Source organism: Enterobacter sp. 940_PEND (genome assembly GCF_001059415.1).
GTDB lineage: Bacteria > Pseudomonadota > Gammaproteobacteria > Enterobacterales > Enterobacteriaceae > Enterobacter > Enterobacter cloacae_M.
In genome coordinates this window covers 1-14,500 of record NZ_JUMS01000148.1, presented here as the reverse complement: position 1 = coordinate 14,500, position 14,500 = coordinate 1, and the positions used below count along the sequence as shown (strand labels likewise).

Below are 14,500 nucleotides of genomic sequence, written 5' to 3'. Positions count from 1 at the left end.
GTGAAGATCTGCTTAGTAGATGAAACAGGCGCCGGAGACGGCGCCTTATCAGTTCTGGCGGCCCGCTGGGGGCTGGAGCACGATGAAGAAAACCTGATGGCGCTGGTGATGACGCCGGAACATCTCGAATTACGCAAGCGCGACGAACCGAAGCTCGGCGGGATTTTCGTCGACTTTGTCGGCGGCGCGATGGCGCACCGGCGCAAGTTCGGCGGCGGTCGCGGCGAAGCGGTGGCCAAAGCGGTCGGCATCAAAGGGAGCTACCTCCCGGACGTGGTCGATGCCACGGCGGGACTGGGGCGCGATGCGTTTGTGCTGGCGTCTGTCGGCTGTCGCGTGCGGATGCTGGAGCGTAATCCGGTGGTCGCTGCGCTGCTCGACGATGGGCTGGTGCGAGGCTACGCGGACCCGGAAATCGGCCCCTGGCTGCAGGATCGTTTGCAGCTGATCCACGCCTCCAGCCTGACGGCATTGACGGATATCACCCCGCGCCCGCAGGTGGTCTATCTCGACCCTATGTTCCCGCATAAGCAGAAAAGCGCGCTGGTGAAGAAAGAGATGCGGGTGTTTCAGTCGCTGGTGGGGCCGGATTTGGATGCCGATGGCCTGCTGGAGCCGGCTCGTCAGCTTGCCACGAAGCGGGTGGTGGTAAAGCGCCCGGACTATGCGCCGCCGCTGGCGAACGTTGCGACCGCTAACGCGGTGACCACCAAAGGGCACCGGTTTGATATTTATCCGGGTACGCCGGAATAAAAAAGCCGGGGGGCGGCTTCGCCTTACCCGGCCTGTGGCCTCGATCTATTCCCTCTCCCTTGGGGAGAGGGTTAGGGTGAGGGGAATTTAACGCACTTATTCGTCTTCTTCGTCACGCAGTGGAACAATCAGCATATCCACGTGAACGGTGTTAATCAGCTGGCGCGCTGAAGACATCAGCTTGCTCCAGAAGTCCTGATGGTGACCGCAAACCACCAGGTCCATATCGTATTTCTTGATCGCATCAACCAGCACCTGGCCCAGGTCGCCGCTGCCGCTAAGGGTTTCGGTAATTGGATAGCCCGCGTTGGTGGAGAGTTCGCTCAGGGCATGGTGAGTCTCTTCGGAGATGCGTTTCTGCATATCGCCAAGATTCACGTCGATCAGACCGGTGTAGAGGTCGGAGTAATTCACGTCAACGTGAATCAGCGAAACTTTCGCGTTGTAGGGACGTGCCATGGATACCGCTTTATCAACCAGCACTTTGCTCTCAGGGGAGAGGTCAACCGCGATGAGAATGTGTTTGTAAGCCATAGTGTTACTCCTTCCTTAAGTTATCGATGACTAAGTGAGAATGCCGTCGTCTGATACTTTCATTACGGCCCAGTTAAACATATTTTTCAAGCTTTGGTGTTGATAACGATTAACCTTGTGGCAAAAAAATTAACGGATCTCCTACACTATTAAATGAGCCGTTCGGATATTAAAACGCGAACTGGATCGACTTCTGGTCATTCTTTCACTGAACTGTCTGTCAGGGCATTGGGGTGCGGTAGCTCAGGAGCCTTGCTTCGTGGGCGGACGCCGGGGAGGATGTATGATTAGCACCGTCGCATTGTTTTGGGCGTTATGCGTGGTTTGCATAGTGAATATGGCGCGCTACTTCTCATCGTTACGTGCGCTGTTAGTGGTACTTCGTGGTTGCGATCCGTTGCTTTATCAGTATGTGGACGGTGGAGGGTTCTTCACCTCGCATGGACAGCCCAGCAAGCAGATGCGTCTGGTGGGATACATCTACTACCAGCGCTACCGCGATCATCACGATGAAGAGTTTATTCGTCGCTGCGAGCGCCTGCGTCGTCAGTTCATTTTGACCAGCGCCCTGTGCGGGCTGGTCGTGGTCAGTATGATTGCATTGATGATTTGGCACTGAGCATAAAAAAAGCGGGTCAGGAAACTGACCCGCTTTTTTGTCGCCTTCAACCGATTAAATCAGCTTCAGCGAAATCCAGTACAAACCGCCAGACAGCAGGATTGAGGCCGGAAGGGTGAACACCCAGGCCATCAGAATGTTGGTCACGGTTTTGCGCTGCAGACCGCCGCCGTCAACAATCATGGTACCTGCCACGGACGAGGAGAGTACGTGGGTGGTGGATACCGGCATACCGGTGTAGCTCGCCAGACCGATAGACACTGCCGCCGTCATCTGCGCGGACATACCCTGCGCATAGGTCATGCCTTTCTTACCGATCTTCTCTCCGATGGTGGTCGCCACACGACGCCAGCCAATCATCGTACCAATACCGAGTGCCAGCGCGACGGCCATGATGATCCAGATTGGCGCGTACTCAATGGTGTTGAGCATATCGCTTTTCAGTTTCTTCAGCAGACGTTTGTCGTCACCATTCACCTCTGGCAGCTTCGCGACTTTATCGGTCACGTCAGAGATGCAGAGCATGATACGACGCAGCTGACCACGCTGTTCAACGGCCAGTTTGTCGTAGCTTTCGATGTCGCCCAGCATGCCCTTGGCGCGTTCCAGCGCGTTAATCGCGTTAGCTGGATGGCAGTGGAATTCGCCAGGCGCGGTGGTTGCACCTGCTTCCGGAGAAGGGATCAATTGATCAACGCCGGTCGCTTTTTTCAGCAGGTCAGGATGTTGCTGGAAATAGGTTTCAACGTTGTTGACCGCATCGCGGGTACGGGTGATTTCGTAACCGGAGGCGTTCATGTTCACCACGAAGCCTGCCGGTGCGACGCCGATCAGAACCAGCATCACCAGACCAATGCCTTTCTGCCCGTCGTTCGCGCCGTGTGAGAAAGCCACGCCGATAGCAGAAATGATCAGGGCGATACGCGTCCAGAACGGCGGCTTTTTCTTGCCGTCTTTCTTCTCACGCTCTGCTGGCGTCAGGTGGATACGCGCACGTTTTTTCGTGTTGCTCCAGTAGCGACGCAGGATGAAAATCAAGCCACCTGCAACGACCAGACCCACGATAGGGGAGATGATCAGGGAGCCGAAAATGCCCAGTACTTTAGGCAGGTTCAGCGCATCAACAACCGATGTCCCGGTCATCAGGGCGTTGGTTAACCCGATGCCGATAATCGCGCCGATGAGCGTGTGAGAACTGGATGCAGGCAGGCCAAAATACCAGGTACCGAGGTTCCAGATAATTGCAGCAAGCAGCATTGAGAACACCATAGCGAGGCCATGGCCAGAACTAACGTTAAGCAGCAGATCCGTTGGCAGCATATGCACGATGGCATACGCAACGCTCAGCCCGCCCAGGAGAACACCAAAAAAGTTAAATACCGCCGCCATAACAACCGCAAGCTGCGATCGCATTGCGCGAGTGTAGATAACCGTCGCTACTGCGTTTGCAGTGTCGTGGAAGCCGTTGATCGCTTCGTAAAACAGTACAAAAACCAGAGCAAGCAATAATAAAAGCCCGGTATGTAAATCCAGGCCGGCAAACAAATGTAGCATAGGACGTTACGCCATTTTGAGGACATGAACGCGGCGCATTATCCAGGACAAATGCGCGGCGGGCAAAGTGAAATATAGACTTTTTTTGACATACCACCTGATTTGAGAAATGCCTCATAAAGGATATTCTTTAAATTTCAATGGAATGCCTTTGTAATATCTTTTTACGCTGGTGTGACCACAGAGGAAACTTTACAATCCGCGGCAGTTAACAAAGAGGGTTTTGACGTGGAAAGGTTTGATGCCGTGGTAATTGGCGCCGGTGCGGCGGGTATGTTTTGTGCGGCAATGGCCGGACAGGCGGGTCGTCGCGTACTGCTGCTGGATAACGGTAAAAAGCCCGGCCGTAAGATCCTGATGTCCGGCGGCGGGCGCTGCAACTTTACTAATCTGTATGTTGAACCCGCGGCCTATTTGAGCCAAAACCGTCATTTTTGTAAATCTGCGCTGGCGCGCTATACACAATGGGATTTTATCGATCTCGTGGGCAAGCACGGCATCGCATGGCATGAGAAGACGCTGGGACAGCTGTTCTGCGACGACTCCGCGCAGCAGATTGTCGATATGCTGGTGGCCGAGTGCGAGAAGGGCGGCGTCGTCATGCGTCTGCGCACGGAAGTGCTGGAGGTCGCCCGCGACGACCAGGGCTATACGCTGCAGCTGAACGGTGAAACCGTCAGCGCAAACAGCCTGGTGATCGCCAGCGGCGGCCTGTCTATGCCGGGGCTGGGCGCCTCCCCGTTCGGCTATAAGATTGCCGAACAGTTTGGCCTTAAAGTCTTGCCTACGCGCGCCGGGCTGGTGCCGTTTACCCTACATAAACCGCTTCTTGAACAGCTTCAGACGCTGTCTGGCGTGTCTGTTCCCTCTGTGATTACCGCCGAAGACGGGACGGTGTTCCGCGAAAATCTGCTCTTTACCCATCGCGGCCTCTCCGGACCGGCGGTGCTGCAAATCTCCAGCTACTGGCAGCCGGGTGAGTTCGTCACGGTGAATCTGCTCCCCGATTGCGATCTCGACGCGTTCCTTAACGAGCAGCGTACCGCGCACCCGAATCAAAGCCTGAAAAACACCCTGGCGATGCAGCTGCCAAAACGTCTGGTGGAATGTTTGCAGGCGCTGGGGCAGATTCCGGACGTGTCGCTCAAGCAGTTGAATAGCCGCGAGCAGGAAACGCTGGTCGAGACGCTGACAAACTGGCGCGTGCAGCCAAACGGCACCGAAGGCTACCGTACGGCAGAGGTCACGCTGGGCGGGGTCGATACGAATGAGCTCTCGTCCCGCACCATGGAAGCGCGCAACGTGCCGGGGCTCTATTTTATTGGCGAAGTGATGGACGTGACCGGCTGGCTCGGCGGCTACAACTTCCAGTGGGCTTGGGCAAGTGCCTGGGCGTGTGCTCAGGCGCTGGCAGAAGACAAGTGACCTAAGCGCACTGCCACTCGACACGGTTGGCTTTATGGACCGACGGTGGTTGCGTCCGTCACGGCCAGAATATTGCTCGCGGCCACGGTCCCCATCTTGATGTATGACGCTGCGGTAACGCCGCCAATATGCGGTGAAATAACCACGTTTTCTTCGGACTGCCAGAGGTGCGGCGCCGTCAGCGGCTCGTGGGGAAAGCTGTCCAGCGCCGCGCTGTGCAGCGTGCCATCCCTGAGCGCCGCCAGTAACGATTCACTGTGGATCAGTCCGCCGCGTGCCGTATTGACCAGAATGGCGTTCCGCTTGCAGTGTGCAAGCGTCTGGCTATTGATCATTCCCCGATTCTCATCGGTCAGCGGACAGTGCAAAGAGATAACATCGGAACGGGAAAGAAGTCCGTTCAGCGTTTCTGCGCGTTCGCACAGGGCAGGCATGGACTTAGCATAGGGATCGTAAGCCAGCACCTTCATGCCGAAAGCGTGACCAATAGTCGCCACGCGCGAGCCGATAGCACCCAACCCAATTAGGCCTAGCGTTAAGCCCTCCAGCTCAATGGATTTATGCGTCGCCTTATCCCAGTGCCCTTCTCGCAGCCGCTTGTCCAGAGGCACCACCGACTTTGCGCAGGCGAGGATCAGCGCCCAGGTATGTTCAGCCACTGCCGCCGCGTTTGCGCCAGGCGCAGAGCGGACGGCGATGTTGCGCTCGGCCGCTGCCGTCTGGTCTATCACATCGATCCCGCTTCCGTGCTTGGAAATGACCTGCAGAGCCGGGGCGGCATCCATAACTTTCGCGGTGATCCTGCCGTAACGTACCAGGATTGCCACAGGATTGTGTCGTTTACACAGGGCGATCAGGTCATCTTCTGTGGGCTGACGGCCCGCAAACACTACCTCAAAGCCCTGCAACATCACCATGGCCTGCTCCGCCAGGTCGCTACCGGTAACCAGTACTACGTCTTTGCCCCCCATCACAGCGTCTCCCCGTCAGCTAACATTCCTGCTTTACGAAGCGCGTCATCAAGCCAGTGTGGACGTAAATCGCCTTCACGGATGGCGGCAAGGCGCCGGATCTCCATCTCCAGCTTTTCTTTTGCCAGAGCGATAACCTCCTGAACCTCATCTCGCGGGATAACGACCACGCCGTCGATATCCGCGACAACCAGATCCCCGGCCTGAACCGTCGCCCCGGCGACTGAAATGGGATGATTAACCCGGCCAGAGATTAACTTTGTCGGGCCGCAGGGGTTCAGACCGGCAGAAAAGACGGGGTAGTGACCTTTGCTCAGGGTGTCGGCGTCACGTACAGCGCCATCAATAATAATGCCCGCAATGCCGCTCGCCTGAGCCTGAGTGGCCATGATTTCCCCAAGCAGCGCGCAGCTCAGGTCGCCTTTGCCATCGACGATCAGGACATCGCCGGGCTGCGCCACCGCCATCGCGGCATGAATCGCCAGATTATCACCCGGACGGACTTCAACGGTGATGGCCGGACCTGCAACGGACATGTGTGGGGCCAGCGGTTTGATGCGGCCATGAAGCGTACCGCGGCGACCGGCCACGTCGGCCAGAATAGCTGCCTGATACTCGGCAGCCCGACGAACGTCCTCGGCAGAAACGCGCTCGAAATGGCGATTAATCGATTTTTTTTCAGTAACGGACATAAATGCCTCCATATTGTTTTACTGGGTACAATGCAGGTGTACAGAACAAAACAACTATAGCGGTGTTGCTTTCCTTTTAGCCAGACCCGAGGTGGCGTTTGTGATGTAAACACGAAGTGACTCACAAAATTTGAGGTACACTCACTGCCGGGCTAACAAGGAGATAATGATGGGGAATGAAGGCGTTGTAGCGGTTGAAAAAGCGCTGGCTTTACTGGATTGCTTCCGTCCTGGAGATGAGAGCCTGACGCTGACCGCGCTGGCACAGCTGTCGGGTTATCACAAAACCACGGTTTACCGCTTGATGAATTCTCTTGAACGGATGAATTACGTCGTCAGGCATGAAGACGGCAATTATGCGCTGGGCCCACGTCTGCTTTACCTCGGCAAGCTGTATGAACAATCTTTTCACCTTTCCCGGGTGGTTCAGCCAGAGCTTCAGGCCTTATCCCTGGCGTCTCAGGAGAGTGCCAGCTGGTATGTGCTGGAGGGAGGGCAGCGGCTTTGCCTGTTTCGCGCTGAAGCGTCGCATGGCCTGCGACACAGCAATCTTCCCGGCAGCCAGTTCCCGCTCGATAATTCGGCCATCAGTAAGGTATTGCGTCATTGGGGGCTCAATGAAAGCCTGCCGGAGGAAGACGCTGAACTTCCTTTCTACACGTCAGGCGCACGCGATCCCCACACCGCTGCGTTTGCGATGCCTGTCTTTGGCGTTCACGACAAGTTGGTAGCGGCGTTAGCCCTGACCGGCCCCATCTCGCGGTTGACGGAAGATCGTCGTGAGAAGGAGATAGGGCAGTTGATGAAGGCGGCTGCAAGCCGTCTGTCGCAGAAAATGGGCGCCAGTAAGCCCTTCTGTCAGCAGTTCTTTGGTGAAACGAGCGACGCGGCGGAAGAAAATCTTTAAACGCAGAAGCGGGACAAATGTCCCGCTTCTGTCATCGTTAATGCGTGACCTGTTTTTCGTGTAGCTGAGCGCGGCGGGCCTGCCGCCCCATAATGAGCACCGCGATACCCCCGGCCACGCACAGCGCGGCCAGCGGAAGCATAGCCAGCGTGTAGCTGCCCGTCCGCTCATTGATAATGCCGTACGCGTTTACCATCACCGCCCCGCCTATCAGGTTTGCGATGGCGCCAATCGCGGCCAGTCCCGCCGCCGCTGAGGTACTGCTCATCCAACCGGATGCCAGCGCCCAGAAAGGCCCTTTCATTGAATAAGCGCCTATCAGCATAATGCTGAGGATAACGATCGTGGCAGACAGCGAGACGCTCACAAAGGCGGCGAACACACCGGCGGCAATCATGAACAGCGTGAGTGCGGTATGCCAGCGGCGTTCGTTGGTACGATCGGAATTCCGTCCCCATACAATCATGAGAACAGATGCCAGACCGTAAGGAATAGCGTTAAGCAGACCTGTCTCAAGGTTATCGAGATGGAAGGATTTCAGCAGTTGAGGAGACCAGACGCTGATCGTGGTGCCCGCGGAAGATGCGCCCGCGTAAATCAGCGCCATCAGCCAGATTTGGCGATGCTTCAGCAGCTGCCACGTGGTCTGATGTCCGATATTCTTTTGCTGATTGCGCTCGGTTTCCAGCGTGGTTTCCAGCCACTGTTTCTGTTCGCTGCTGAGCCAGCTCGCCTGATGAGGGCGATCCCGGAGAATAAACCAGGCTGCAATACCCAGCAGCACCGCCGGCAAGCCTTCAATAATGAACAGCAGATGCCAGCCGCGAAGACCCAGCCAGCCATCCAGTGACAGTATCAATCCGGAAAGCGGGGAGCCGATGAAGTTAGCGAGCGGGATGGCGACCATAAATGACGCAATAATGCGTGCGCGGTAGCGGGACGGGATCCACCAGGTCAGATACAGCACGACGCCCGGGAAGAAGCCCGCCTCTGCAGCACCGAGAAGAAAACGGACGATATAGAGCGACGTGGTGTTCTGCACCAGGGACATACACATGGAAACGATGCCCCAGCTGATCATAATGCGCGGGATCCACAGCCGGGCGCCGACTTTCTGCATGGCCAGGTTGCTGGGCACCTCAAATAAAAAATAGGCCACGAAGTAAAGGCTGCTGGCGAAGCCAAACGCCGCTTTGCTGAGGCCAAGGTCCTCATTCATCTGCAGCGAAGCCATGCCGATATTCCCGCGATCGATAATGGAGACCAGGTAACTGACAATCAGAAACGGGAGAATACGCCAGATCACCTTCCGCATCGTCTCTCTTTCTATGTCCTCGGTGGCGGTAGCGCCGTTACGTAAATGTTCTGTCATTGTGTCCTCGCAGGGTTTGTTCTTTGTTTTATTAGGTACAACTCAGTTTTATTAAACAAAACCACTATAGCGACGGCGCGTTATTTTTATCCAGTTAATGGAAGGTTTAAATGATGTAAATAAGAGGTGACTCACAGATAGTGCGCTTCAGATATATCGTTCACAGCAGCCGAACCAGCCGCAAAGAGAGTACGCTGCAAGGGAGATAATCACGCAACGCAATTATTGCACCAACTTTTCCTCTCCATTCAACTAAGCTTCGACCAGGTGCCCCGCCGCGTTAGCGGGGCCATATTCCTTTTGGTCGAGCACGCATCATGCAGCTACTCAGTATTATTATTTTGCTTACCCTAACCGTGGTGATCCATTCGCTGTGGATGTTTGGCGTTTTAAAATTCATCAAATTAGAAGTCGATTCTGCGGTACGCATTGTTTTACGCAATGTCGGTATCGTGATCTCCATGATCTTCGCCCATCTCCTTGAGGCCGGGCTGTTTGCTGCGTTTTATTTTGTCATCGATGCGTTTAATGACTGGAACACCAGCTTCTACTTTTCACTGGTGAGCTATGCGACGGTAGGGTACGGCGACGTCACGTTACCCCAGCACTGGCGGCTTATCGGCGGGGTGGAAGGACTGGTGGGCGCGTTGATGGTGGGCTGGTCCGTGGCGGTTCTGGTGGCGGTGCTGCAGCGCTTACGCGGAATGAGCGCCTAAACGGCAGATGCGCGATCCCCGCCTGGTAAGGTAAAGTACACCCCTCTTTACGTAGCCGACAGGGCTGCGGCTTTGAGGGTGAAAAGGCTGATTAACGGCCCACCCTTTTCTGTTCCTGGTTTACGCCAGTTTGCATGGTGTTGTGTTTTGTCTGCCAAAAGGGTTTTGTATGTCTGCTGCTCATCTCGGTTTCCCGACGGAAACCGTTGTTGTCTTTGTGGTGATGGCCGTTGGGGCGATGTTTATCGACCTCTTTATGCACCGTCACGATAAACCGATCTCGCTGAAAAGCGCGGCGATGTGGTCCGTTTTCTGGGTCATGATGGCGATGGCCTTCGCCGGTTTCCTGTACGTTCACCACGGCGCCGAGATGGCGAGCCTGTTCCTCACCGGCTATGCGCTGGAAGAGGTGCTCTCCGTCGATAACCTGTTCGTGATGATGGCGATCTTCGCCTGGTTCGGCGTGCCGGATAAGTACCGTCACCGCGTGCTCTACTGGGGCGTGCTGGGGGCGATTGTCTTCCGCGGCATCTTTGTGGCTATCGGCACCAGCCTGTTAAGCCTGGGGCCGTACGTTGAGGTAATTTTCGCGCTGGTCGTCGGCTGGACGGCGGTGATGATGCTCAGGCGCAATGAAGAGAGCGACGAAGTGGAGGATTACTCGGGTCATCTCGCCTATCGTCTGGTGAAGCGCTTCTATCCGGTCTGGCCAAAAATTAGCAGCAATGCCTTTATTCTGACGCAGAAAGAGGTGGATGCGGAGCTTGAAAAGCCGGAAAACCAGGACGTGATGGTCGGACGCGTGAAGAAGGCGAAGCGCTATGCGACGCCGCTGCTGCTTTGCGTAGCCGTCGTCGAGCTCTCTGACGTCATGTTCGCGTTTGACTCCGTGCCGGCCATTATTGCCGTGAGCCGCGAGCCGCTGATTATCTACAGCGCCATGATGTTCGCCATTCTCGGCCTGCGTACGCTTTACTTCGTGCTGGAAGCGCTGAAGCAGTATCTGGTGCACCTCGAGAAAGCCGTGGTGCTGCTACTGTTCTTCGTGGCGTTCAAGCTGGGGTTAAATGCCACCGACCACTTCTGGCATCACGGTTACAGCATTGGCGCCACGGCCAGCCTGTTTGTGGTGCTTGGCGTGCTGGCGCTGGGGATTATTGCGAGCGTGATGTTCCCGGGAAAACGTGAGGCCTGATGCATTGCCCGGTGGCGCTTCGCTTACCGGGCCTGTGATTTGGTTTTCTCCCTCTCCCTGTGGGAGAGGGCCGGGGTGAGGGCACCGGACCGCACCTAACCCTTAATCGGTGAATTCCGACGCTTGCGCGGGTGGTGGAAGTGCCGCCAGTGCGGATCCTGCGCCGCCGCCAGCAGTTCGTGGTCGCCGCGGGTGTCGCCCCAGGCGCGCAGGTGATAGGCGTTCAGATCGCCATACACTTTTTCCAGCCTTGCCACCTTCTGGGCGCAGCGGCAGTTATTGCCCGTGATGCGCCCCGTCAGCTTGCCGTCCTTCACTTCCAGCTGCGTGCCAATTAGCTTAATGCCGAGCTTATCAGCCCACGGCTGGAGCACCAGCGCCGGGGACGCGGAACAGATGGTCACTTCCGCACCGGAATTCACCTCAGCCGCCACCGCCAGAACCCCTTCGGGGCGCATCAGTTTGTTCCAGTATTTTTCGCAAAAGGCTTCCGCCTGCTGGCGCAGCCAGTGTTCATCCACGCCCGTCAGGAAGGTTTTAATCAGCACTTCCTTCAGCTCATCGCGCGTCAGCTTGCGACGCACGCAGTGCAGCGTAGGCAGCGCCATGCGCACCAGTCGGCCCGCGAAGTAACGTTTACCGAAGGCAAAACGCAGGAAAGGAATAAAGCTGTCGTGGTGCGTTAATGTCCCGTCAAAGTCAAAGACAGAGAGCACGCTGGATTTAGCCACCGTCTCGTCGGCAATCATATTGGTCATAAATACGTCTTAGCTGAAATACACATTCTGCGGATCAGTTTACCTGCTTTAGCTGGACAGTCCTTATATCACCACTCTTTTTTTCTCGATCTTGCGATCTCAAAGTGAGTCCATTTTTGGCCTCGATAACAATTGGTGAAAAAACGAGCTGTCTATATTATCGCCACATCGCAAGATATTTAGGGGAACCGTTGGCCCCCACAGGTAAGGAAAAACTCACTCACTACTTCTTTTTTGATATGACTCTTAGATCGCTTATTTCAATCCTCACGTTAAGTTTTGCTTCGTTTTCTGCGTTCAGCTTTCAACTTCCAGCGTCGATGTTATCGATGAACAGTGAACTGGCAGCATCACCGGCGAAATCTGCGCTGGTGCATCAGGAAACAGGCCCGCTGCGCTCGCGTATTCTCGATCAATACCAGAAGTGGAAAGGCACCCAGTACCGGTGGGGCGGAACCACGCATCGCGGGGTAGATTGCTCCGCGCTCATGCAGCACCTGTTCACCGATGCGGCACATCTTAATTTGCCGCGCACGACGAGTGAACAGATCCATCGTGGCGTGCAGGTGGCGCAATACCGCCTGAGAGCCGGCGATCTGGTCTTCTTCCAGACGGGCCCGAACCGCAAGCACGTTGGCGTTTATATTGGCGAAAACCAGTTTATTCATGCCTCAACCAGTCAGGGCGTAACGGTTTCAACCCTCACGGATGATTACTGGCAGGCACACTACATTACCGCCCGTCGCATCGCAGGCAGTGCGGCCTGACAGAGCGTCAGATGATGTCATCCACGACGCCACCGTCGACGCGCAGCGCCGCGCCCGAGGTGGCGGAGGCCTGGGTCGAACAGACATAAATCACCATATTGGCCACCTCTTCAACCGTGGCCGCGCGCTGGATAACCGAGCTGGGGCGGTTGGTCATCACAAACTCTTTCGCCAGCTGCTCCAGCGATTTGCCGGTTTTTTCGATTTCATCTTTCATCATCTCTGCGAAACCGTCAGACATCGTCGGGCCCGGCAGGACGCTGTTGACCGTCACGCCGCTCCCCGCCACGAACTTCGCCAGCCCGCGCGCCAGCGAGAGCTGCGCCGTTTTGGTCACGCCGTAGTGGATCATATCCGCCGGAATATTGCAGGCCGACTCGGAGGAGATAAACACCACGCGTCCCCAGCCTTTCTGCACCATACCCGGCAGCAGGGCGCGGGACAGACGCACGCCGGACATCACGTTAGTCTGCCAGTAACGCTCCCAGGTCTCATCATCGGTGGCATAGAAATCCTGCGGACCGTAAATCCCGGCGTTGTTGACCAGAATATCGACGTCATTCGCCACCTTCAGAAGCGACTCGACCCCTTCCGCCGTGCTGAGATCGGCAATCGCGGCGCGCACCTGCACGCCCGGCACCACCTGCTGGAGCTGCTGAATGCCTTTATTCACCGATTCCGTGCTGCGACCATTGACGATCACTTCCGCACCGCTTTCTGCCAGACCTCTGGCAATGGCGAACCCGATCCCGCCGGTTGAGGCGGTCACCAGCGCCACTTTCCCCGCAAAGTCGATTTTCATCATCTGCTCCTTCTCGTTTTAACGTTCGGACCTTAAAGCGTAGCAGGTGAGGATGACGGCTCCTGGCTAAAAAGGCGCAATAGCGTCTCAACCTGTTCATCAAGCGGGGCGAGGGAACGCTTAACAATCAGGTGTAGCGGCGTTGCCCTGCGCGCGCCGTGGCTCAGCGGCAGGCGTTTTAGTACGCCCTGATCCAACTGGGTCTGGATGCGTTCCTCCGGCAGCCAGCCGTAGCCGACCTGAGAGACAACGGCCTCTATGGCGGCATCGATGGTGGAGAAGGTCCACGACTCGCCGGCAGCACGCGCGGCGGGCTGGCTGTCCGCAATCTGGATGAGCGGCCACGGGCGCAGCATCTCATCATTGAGCGGCGCGTCGAGGTGAAACAGGGGATGCCGGGAATGGGCCACGGCAACAAAGTCGATATTCATCAGCCATTCGCCGAGCCCGGTAATGTCCTGGCGGCGGGTTAAGACCATCACATCGGCTTCGTCGTTAATGGCGTCGGCGCGGGTATTTTCCAGCACCTCGGTCAGACGTACCTGAGTCTGCGGATACTGCTGCTGGAACTGACGAAGAATAGCGAACAGGCGGCGGCGCGGGAAAATGGAGTCCACCACCAGATCCAACCGCGTGCGCATCCCGTTGCGAAGGGTCGCTGCGCGCGTCTCAACATACGAAAACGCTTTCAGCAGCGGTTTAACCTGGTTGAGAAGAAGCTCTCCGGCCGGGGTTAACACCGCCCGTCGCCCCTCCGGGACCAGCAGCGCCACGCCGAGTCGCTCCTGCAGCAGCGACAGGTTATAGCTCACCGAGGACTGGCTGCGGTGCGTTTCTTCCGCCGCTCTGGCAAAGCTGCCCGCCTCAACTACCTTTTCCAGTAAAGACCATTGTTCAAGCGTCGTCTTATGCATGATTTATCTAAAATTTGGATGGATTTGATTAAAACATAGCGTTATTTATTCATTTTTTGAAGGGGTACAATCTTCTCATCAAAACAAAGGAGACATTTTATGAACACCTTCGACAAACACGACTTGAGCGGCTTTGTTGGTAAACATCTTGTATATACCTACGATAACGGCTGGAACTACGAGATTTACGTAAAAAATGAGACCACGCTTGATTACCGTATTCACAGCGGTCTGGTAGCCAACCGTTGGGTGAAAGATCAGCAGGCTTACATCGTGCGGGTAGGGGAGAGCATCTATAAAATTTCCTGGACCGAGCCAACCGGCACCGACGTCAGCCTGATTGTGAACCTGGGCGACAAGCTGTTCCACGGCACCATCTTCTTCCCGCGCTGGGTCATGAACAACCCGGAAAAAACCGTCTGCTTCCAGAACGATCATATTCCGCTGATGAACAGCTATCGCGATGCGGGCCCGGGTAATGGTGCCAACTTACTGATTTAGTGTATGATGGTGTTTTTGAG

General features: G+C 56.1%; 15 protein-coding genes and 1 pseudogene. 8 read left to right on the top strand and 8 right to left on the bottom strand.

The window, feature by feature from the left end:
- Positions 1-753, top strand: a complete 753-nt coding sequence (rsmJ, locus tag ADJ24_RS21135) for a 16S rRNA (guanine(1516)-N(2))-methyltransferase RsmJ (RefSeq protein WP_032667970.1) — start codon at positions 1-3, stop codon at positions 751-753.
- 96 nt (positions 754-849) lie between these two features.
- On the opposite strand, the gene uspA is transcribed toward rsmJ, so the two are convergent.
- On the bottom strand, positions 850-1,287 hold the full coding sequence (gene uspA / locus ADJ24_RS21130; RefSeq protein WP_003861223.1) for a universal stress protein UspA: 438 nt from the start codon (positions 1,285-1,287) through the stop codon (positions 850-852).
- A 283-nt stretch (positions 1,288-1,570) separates the two neighbouring features.
- Between uspA and uspB the strand changes: the two genes are divergently transcribed.
- Positions 1,571-1,906 (top strand): universal stress protein UspB, encoded by a 336-nt coding sequence (gene uspB, locus ADJ24_RS21125; protein ID WP_003861224.1) that lies wholly within the window; start codon positions 1,571-1,573, stop codon positions 1,904-1,906.
- A 54-nt stretch (positions 1,907-1,960) separates the two neighbouring features.
- Here uspB and pitA read toward each other — a convergent pair whose 3' ends face one another.
- On the bottom strand, positions 1,961-3,460 hold the full coding sequence (gene pitA, locus ADJ24_RS21120) for an inorganic phosphate transporter PitA (RefSeq protein ID WP_023309552.1): 1,500 nt from the start codon (positions 3,458-3,460) through the stop codon (positions 1,961-1,963).
- 228 nt (positions 3,461-3,688) lie between these two features.
- Between pitA and ADJ24_RS21115 the strand changes: the two genes are divergently transcribed.
- Entirely contained in the window at positions 3,689-4,885 is a 1,197-nt protein-coding gene (locus ADJ24_RS21115) for an NAD(P)/FAD-dependent oxidoreductase (RefSeq protein ID WP_023309551.1), read from the top strand.
- Positions 4,886-4,917: 32 nt separating this feature from the next.
- Here ADJ24_RS21115 and ADJ24_RS21110 read toward each other — a convergent pair whose 3' ends face one another.
- Both ADJ24_RS21110 and ADJ24_RS21105 read right to left on the bottom strand, forming a co-directional pair.
- Positions 4,918-5,856 carry an NAD(P)-dependent oxidoreductase gene (locus ADJ24_RS21110; RefSeq protein ID WP_023309550.1) on the bottom strand — a complete coding sequence of 313 codons (939 nt, stop codon included), beginning with the start codon at positions 5,854-5,856 and terminating at the stop codon, positions 4,918-4,920.
- Entirely contained in the window at positions 5,856-6,548 is a 693-nt protein-coding gene (locus tag ADJ24_RS21105; protein ID WP_023309549.1) for an RraA family protein, read from the bottom strand. Before ADJ24_RS21105 ends, ADJ24_RS21110 begins: the two co-directional genes overlap by 1 nt.
- A 169-nt stretch (positions 6,549-6,717) precedes the next feature.
- Between ADJ24_RS21105 and ADJ24_RS21100 the strand changes: the two genes are divergently transcribed.
- Positions 6,718-7,455 (top strand): IclR family transcriptional regulator, encoded by a 738-nt coding sequence (locus ADJ24_RS21100; protein ID WP_023309548.1) that lies wholly within the window; start codon positions 6,718-6,720, stop codon positions 7,453-7,455.
- 37 nt (positions 7,456-7,492) lie between these two features.
- Here ADJ24_RS21100 and ADJ24_RS21095 read toward each other — a convergent pair whose 3' ends face one another.
- A complete protein-coding gene (locus ADJ24_RS21095) occupies positions 7,493-8,827 on the bottom strand; it encodes an MFS transporter (RefSeq protein WP_023309547.1) in 1,335 nt (444 codons plus the stop codon).
- Positions 8,828-9,144: 317 nt separating this feature from the next.
- Here ADJ24_RS21095 and ADJ24_RS21090 point away from each other — a divergent pair, with 317 nt between their 5' ends.
- On the top strand, positions 9,145-9,543 hold the full coding sequence (locus ADJ24_RS21090) for a potassium channel family protein (protein ID WP_023309546.1): 399 nt from the start codon (positions 9,145-9,147) through the stop codon (positions 9,541-9,543).
- Between the two features lie 169 nt (positions 9,544-9,712).
- A complete protein-coding gene (locus tag ADJ24_RS21085) occupies positions 9,713-10,738 on the top strand; it encodes a TerC/Alx family metal homeostasis membrane protein (RefSeq protein WP_023309545.1) in 1,026 nt (341 codons plus the stop codon).
- Between the two features lie 95 nt (positions 10,739-10,833).
- Here the strand turns inward: ADJ24_RS21085 and ADJ24_RS21080 are convergent, their stop codons facing one another.
- Positions 10,834-11,496 (bottom strand): HAD family hydrolase, encoded by a 663-nt coding sequence (locus tag ADJ24_RS21080; RefSeq protein ID WP_014885577.1) that lies wholly within the window; start codon positions 11,494-11,496, stop codon positions 10,834-10,836.
- A gap of 239 nt (positions 11,497-11,735) precedes the next feature.
- On the opposite strand from ADJ24_RS21080, the gene ADJ24_RS21075 reads away from it, so the two are divergent.
- Positions 11,736-12,263: an NlpC/P60 family protein gene (locus tag ADJ24_RS21075; RefSeq protein ID WP_032667969.1), complete on the top strand. Its 528-nt coding sequence runs from the start codon at positions 11,736-11,738 to the stop codon at positions 12,261-12,263.
- A 7-nt stretch (positions 12,264-12,270) separates the two neighbouring features.
- Here the strand turns inward: ADJ24_RS21075 and ADJ24_RS21070 are convergent, their stop codons facing one another.
- Entirely contained in the window at positions 12,271-13,065 is a 795-nt protein-coding gene (locus ADJ24_RS21070) for an SDR family NAD(P)-dependent oxidoreductase (protein ID WP_023309543.1), read from the bottom strand.
- A 32-nt stretch (positions 13,066-13,097) separates the two neighbouring features.
- Entirely contained in the window at positions 13,098-13,979 is an 882-nt protein-coding gene (locus tag ADJ24_RS21065; RefSeq protein WP_023309542.1) for a LysR family transcriptional regulator, read from the bottom strand.
- 99 nt (positions 13,980-14,078) lie between these two features.
- Here ADJ24_RS21065 and ADJ24_RS21060 point away from each other — a divergent pair.
- Positions 14,079-14,453, top strand: a pseudogene (locus ADJ24_RS21060) (phenolic acid decarboxylase); the annotation flags it as partial.
- Positions 14,454-14,500 lie beyond the last annotated feature (47 nt).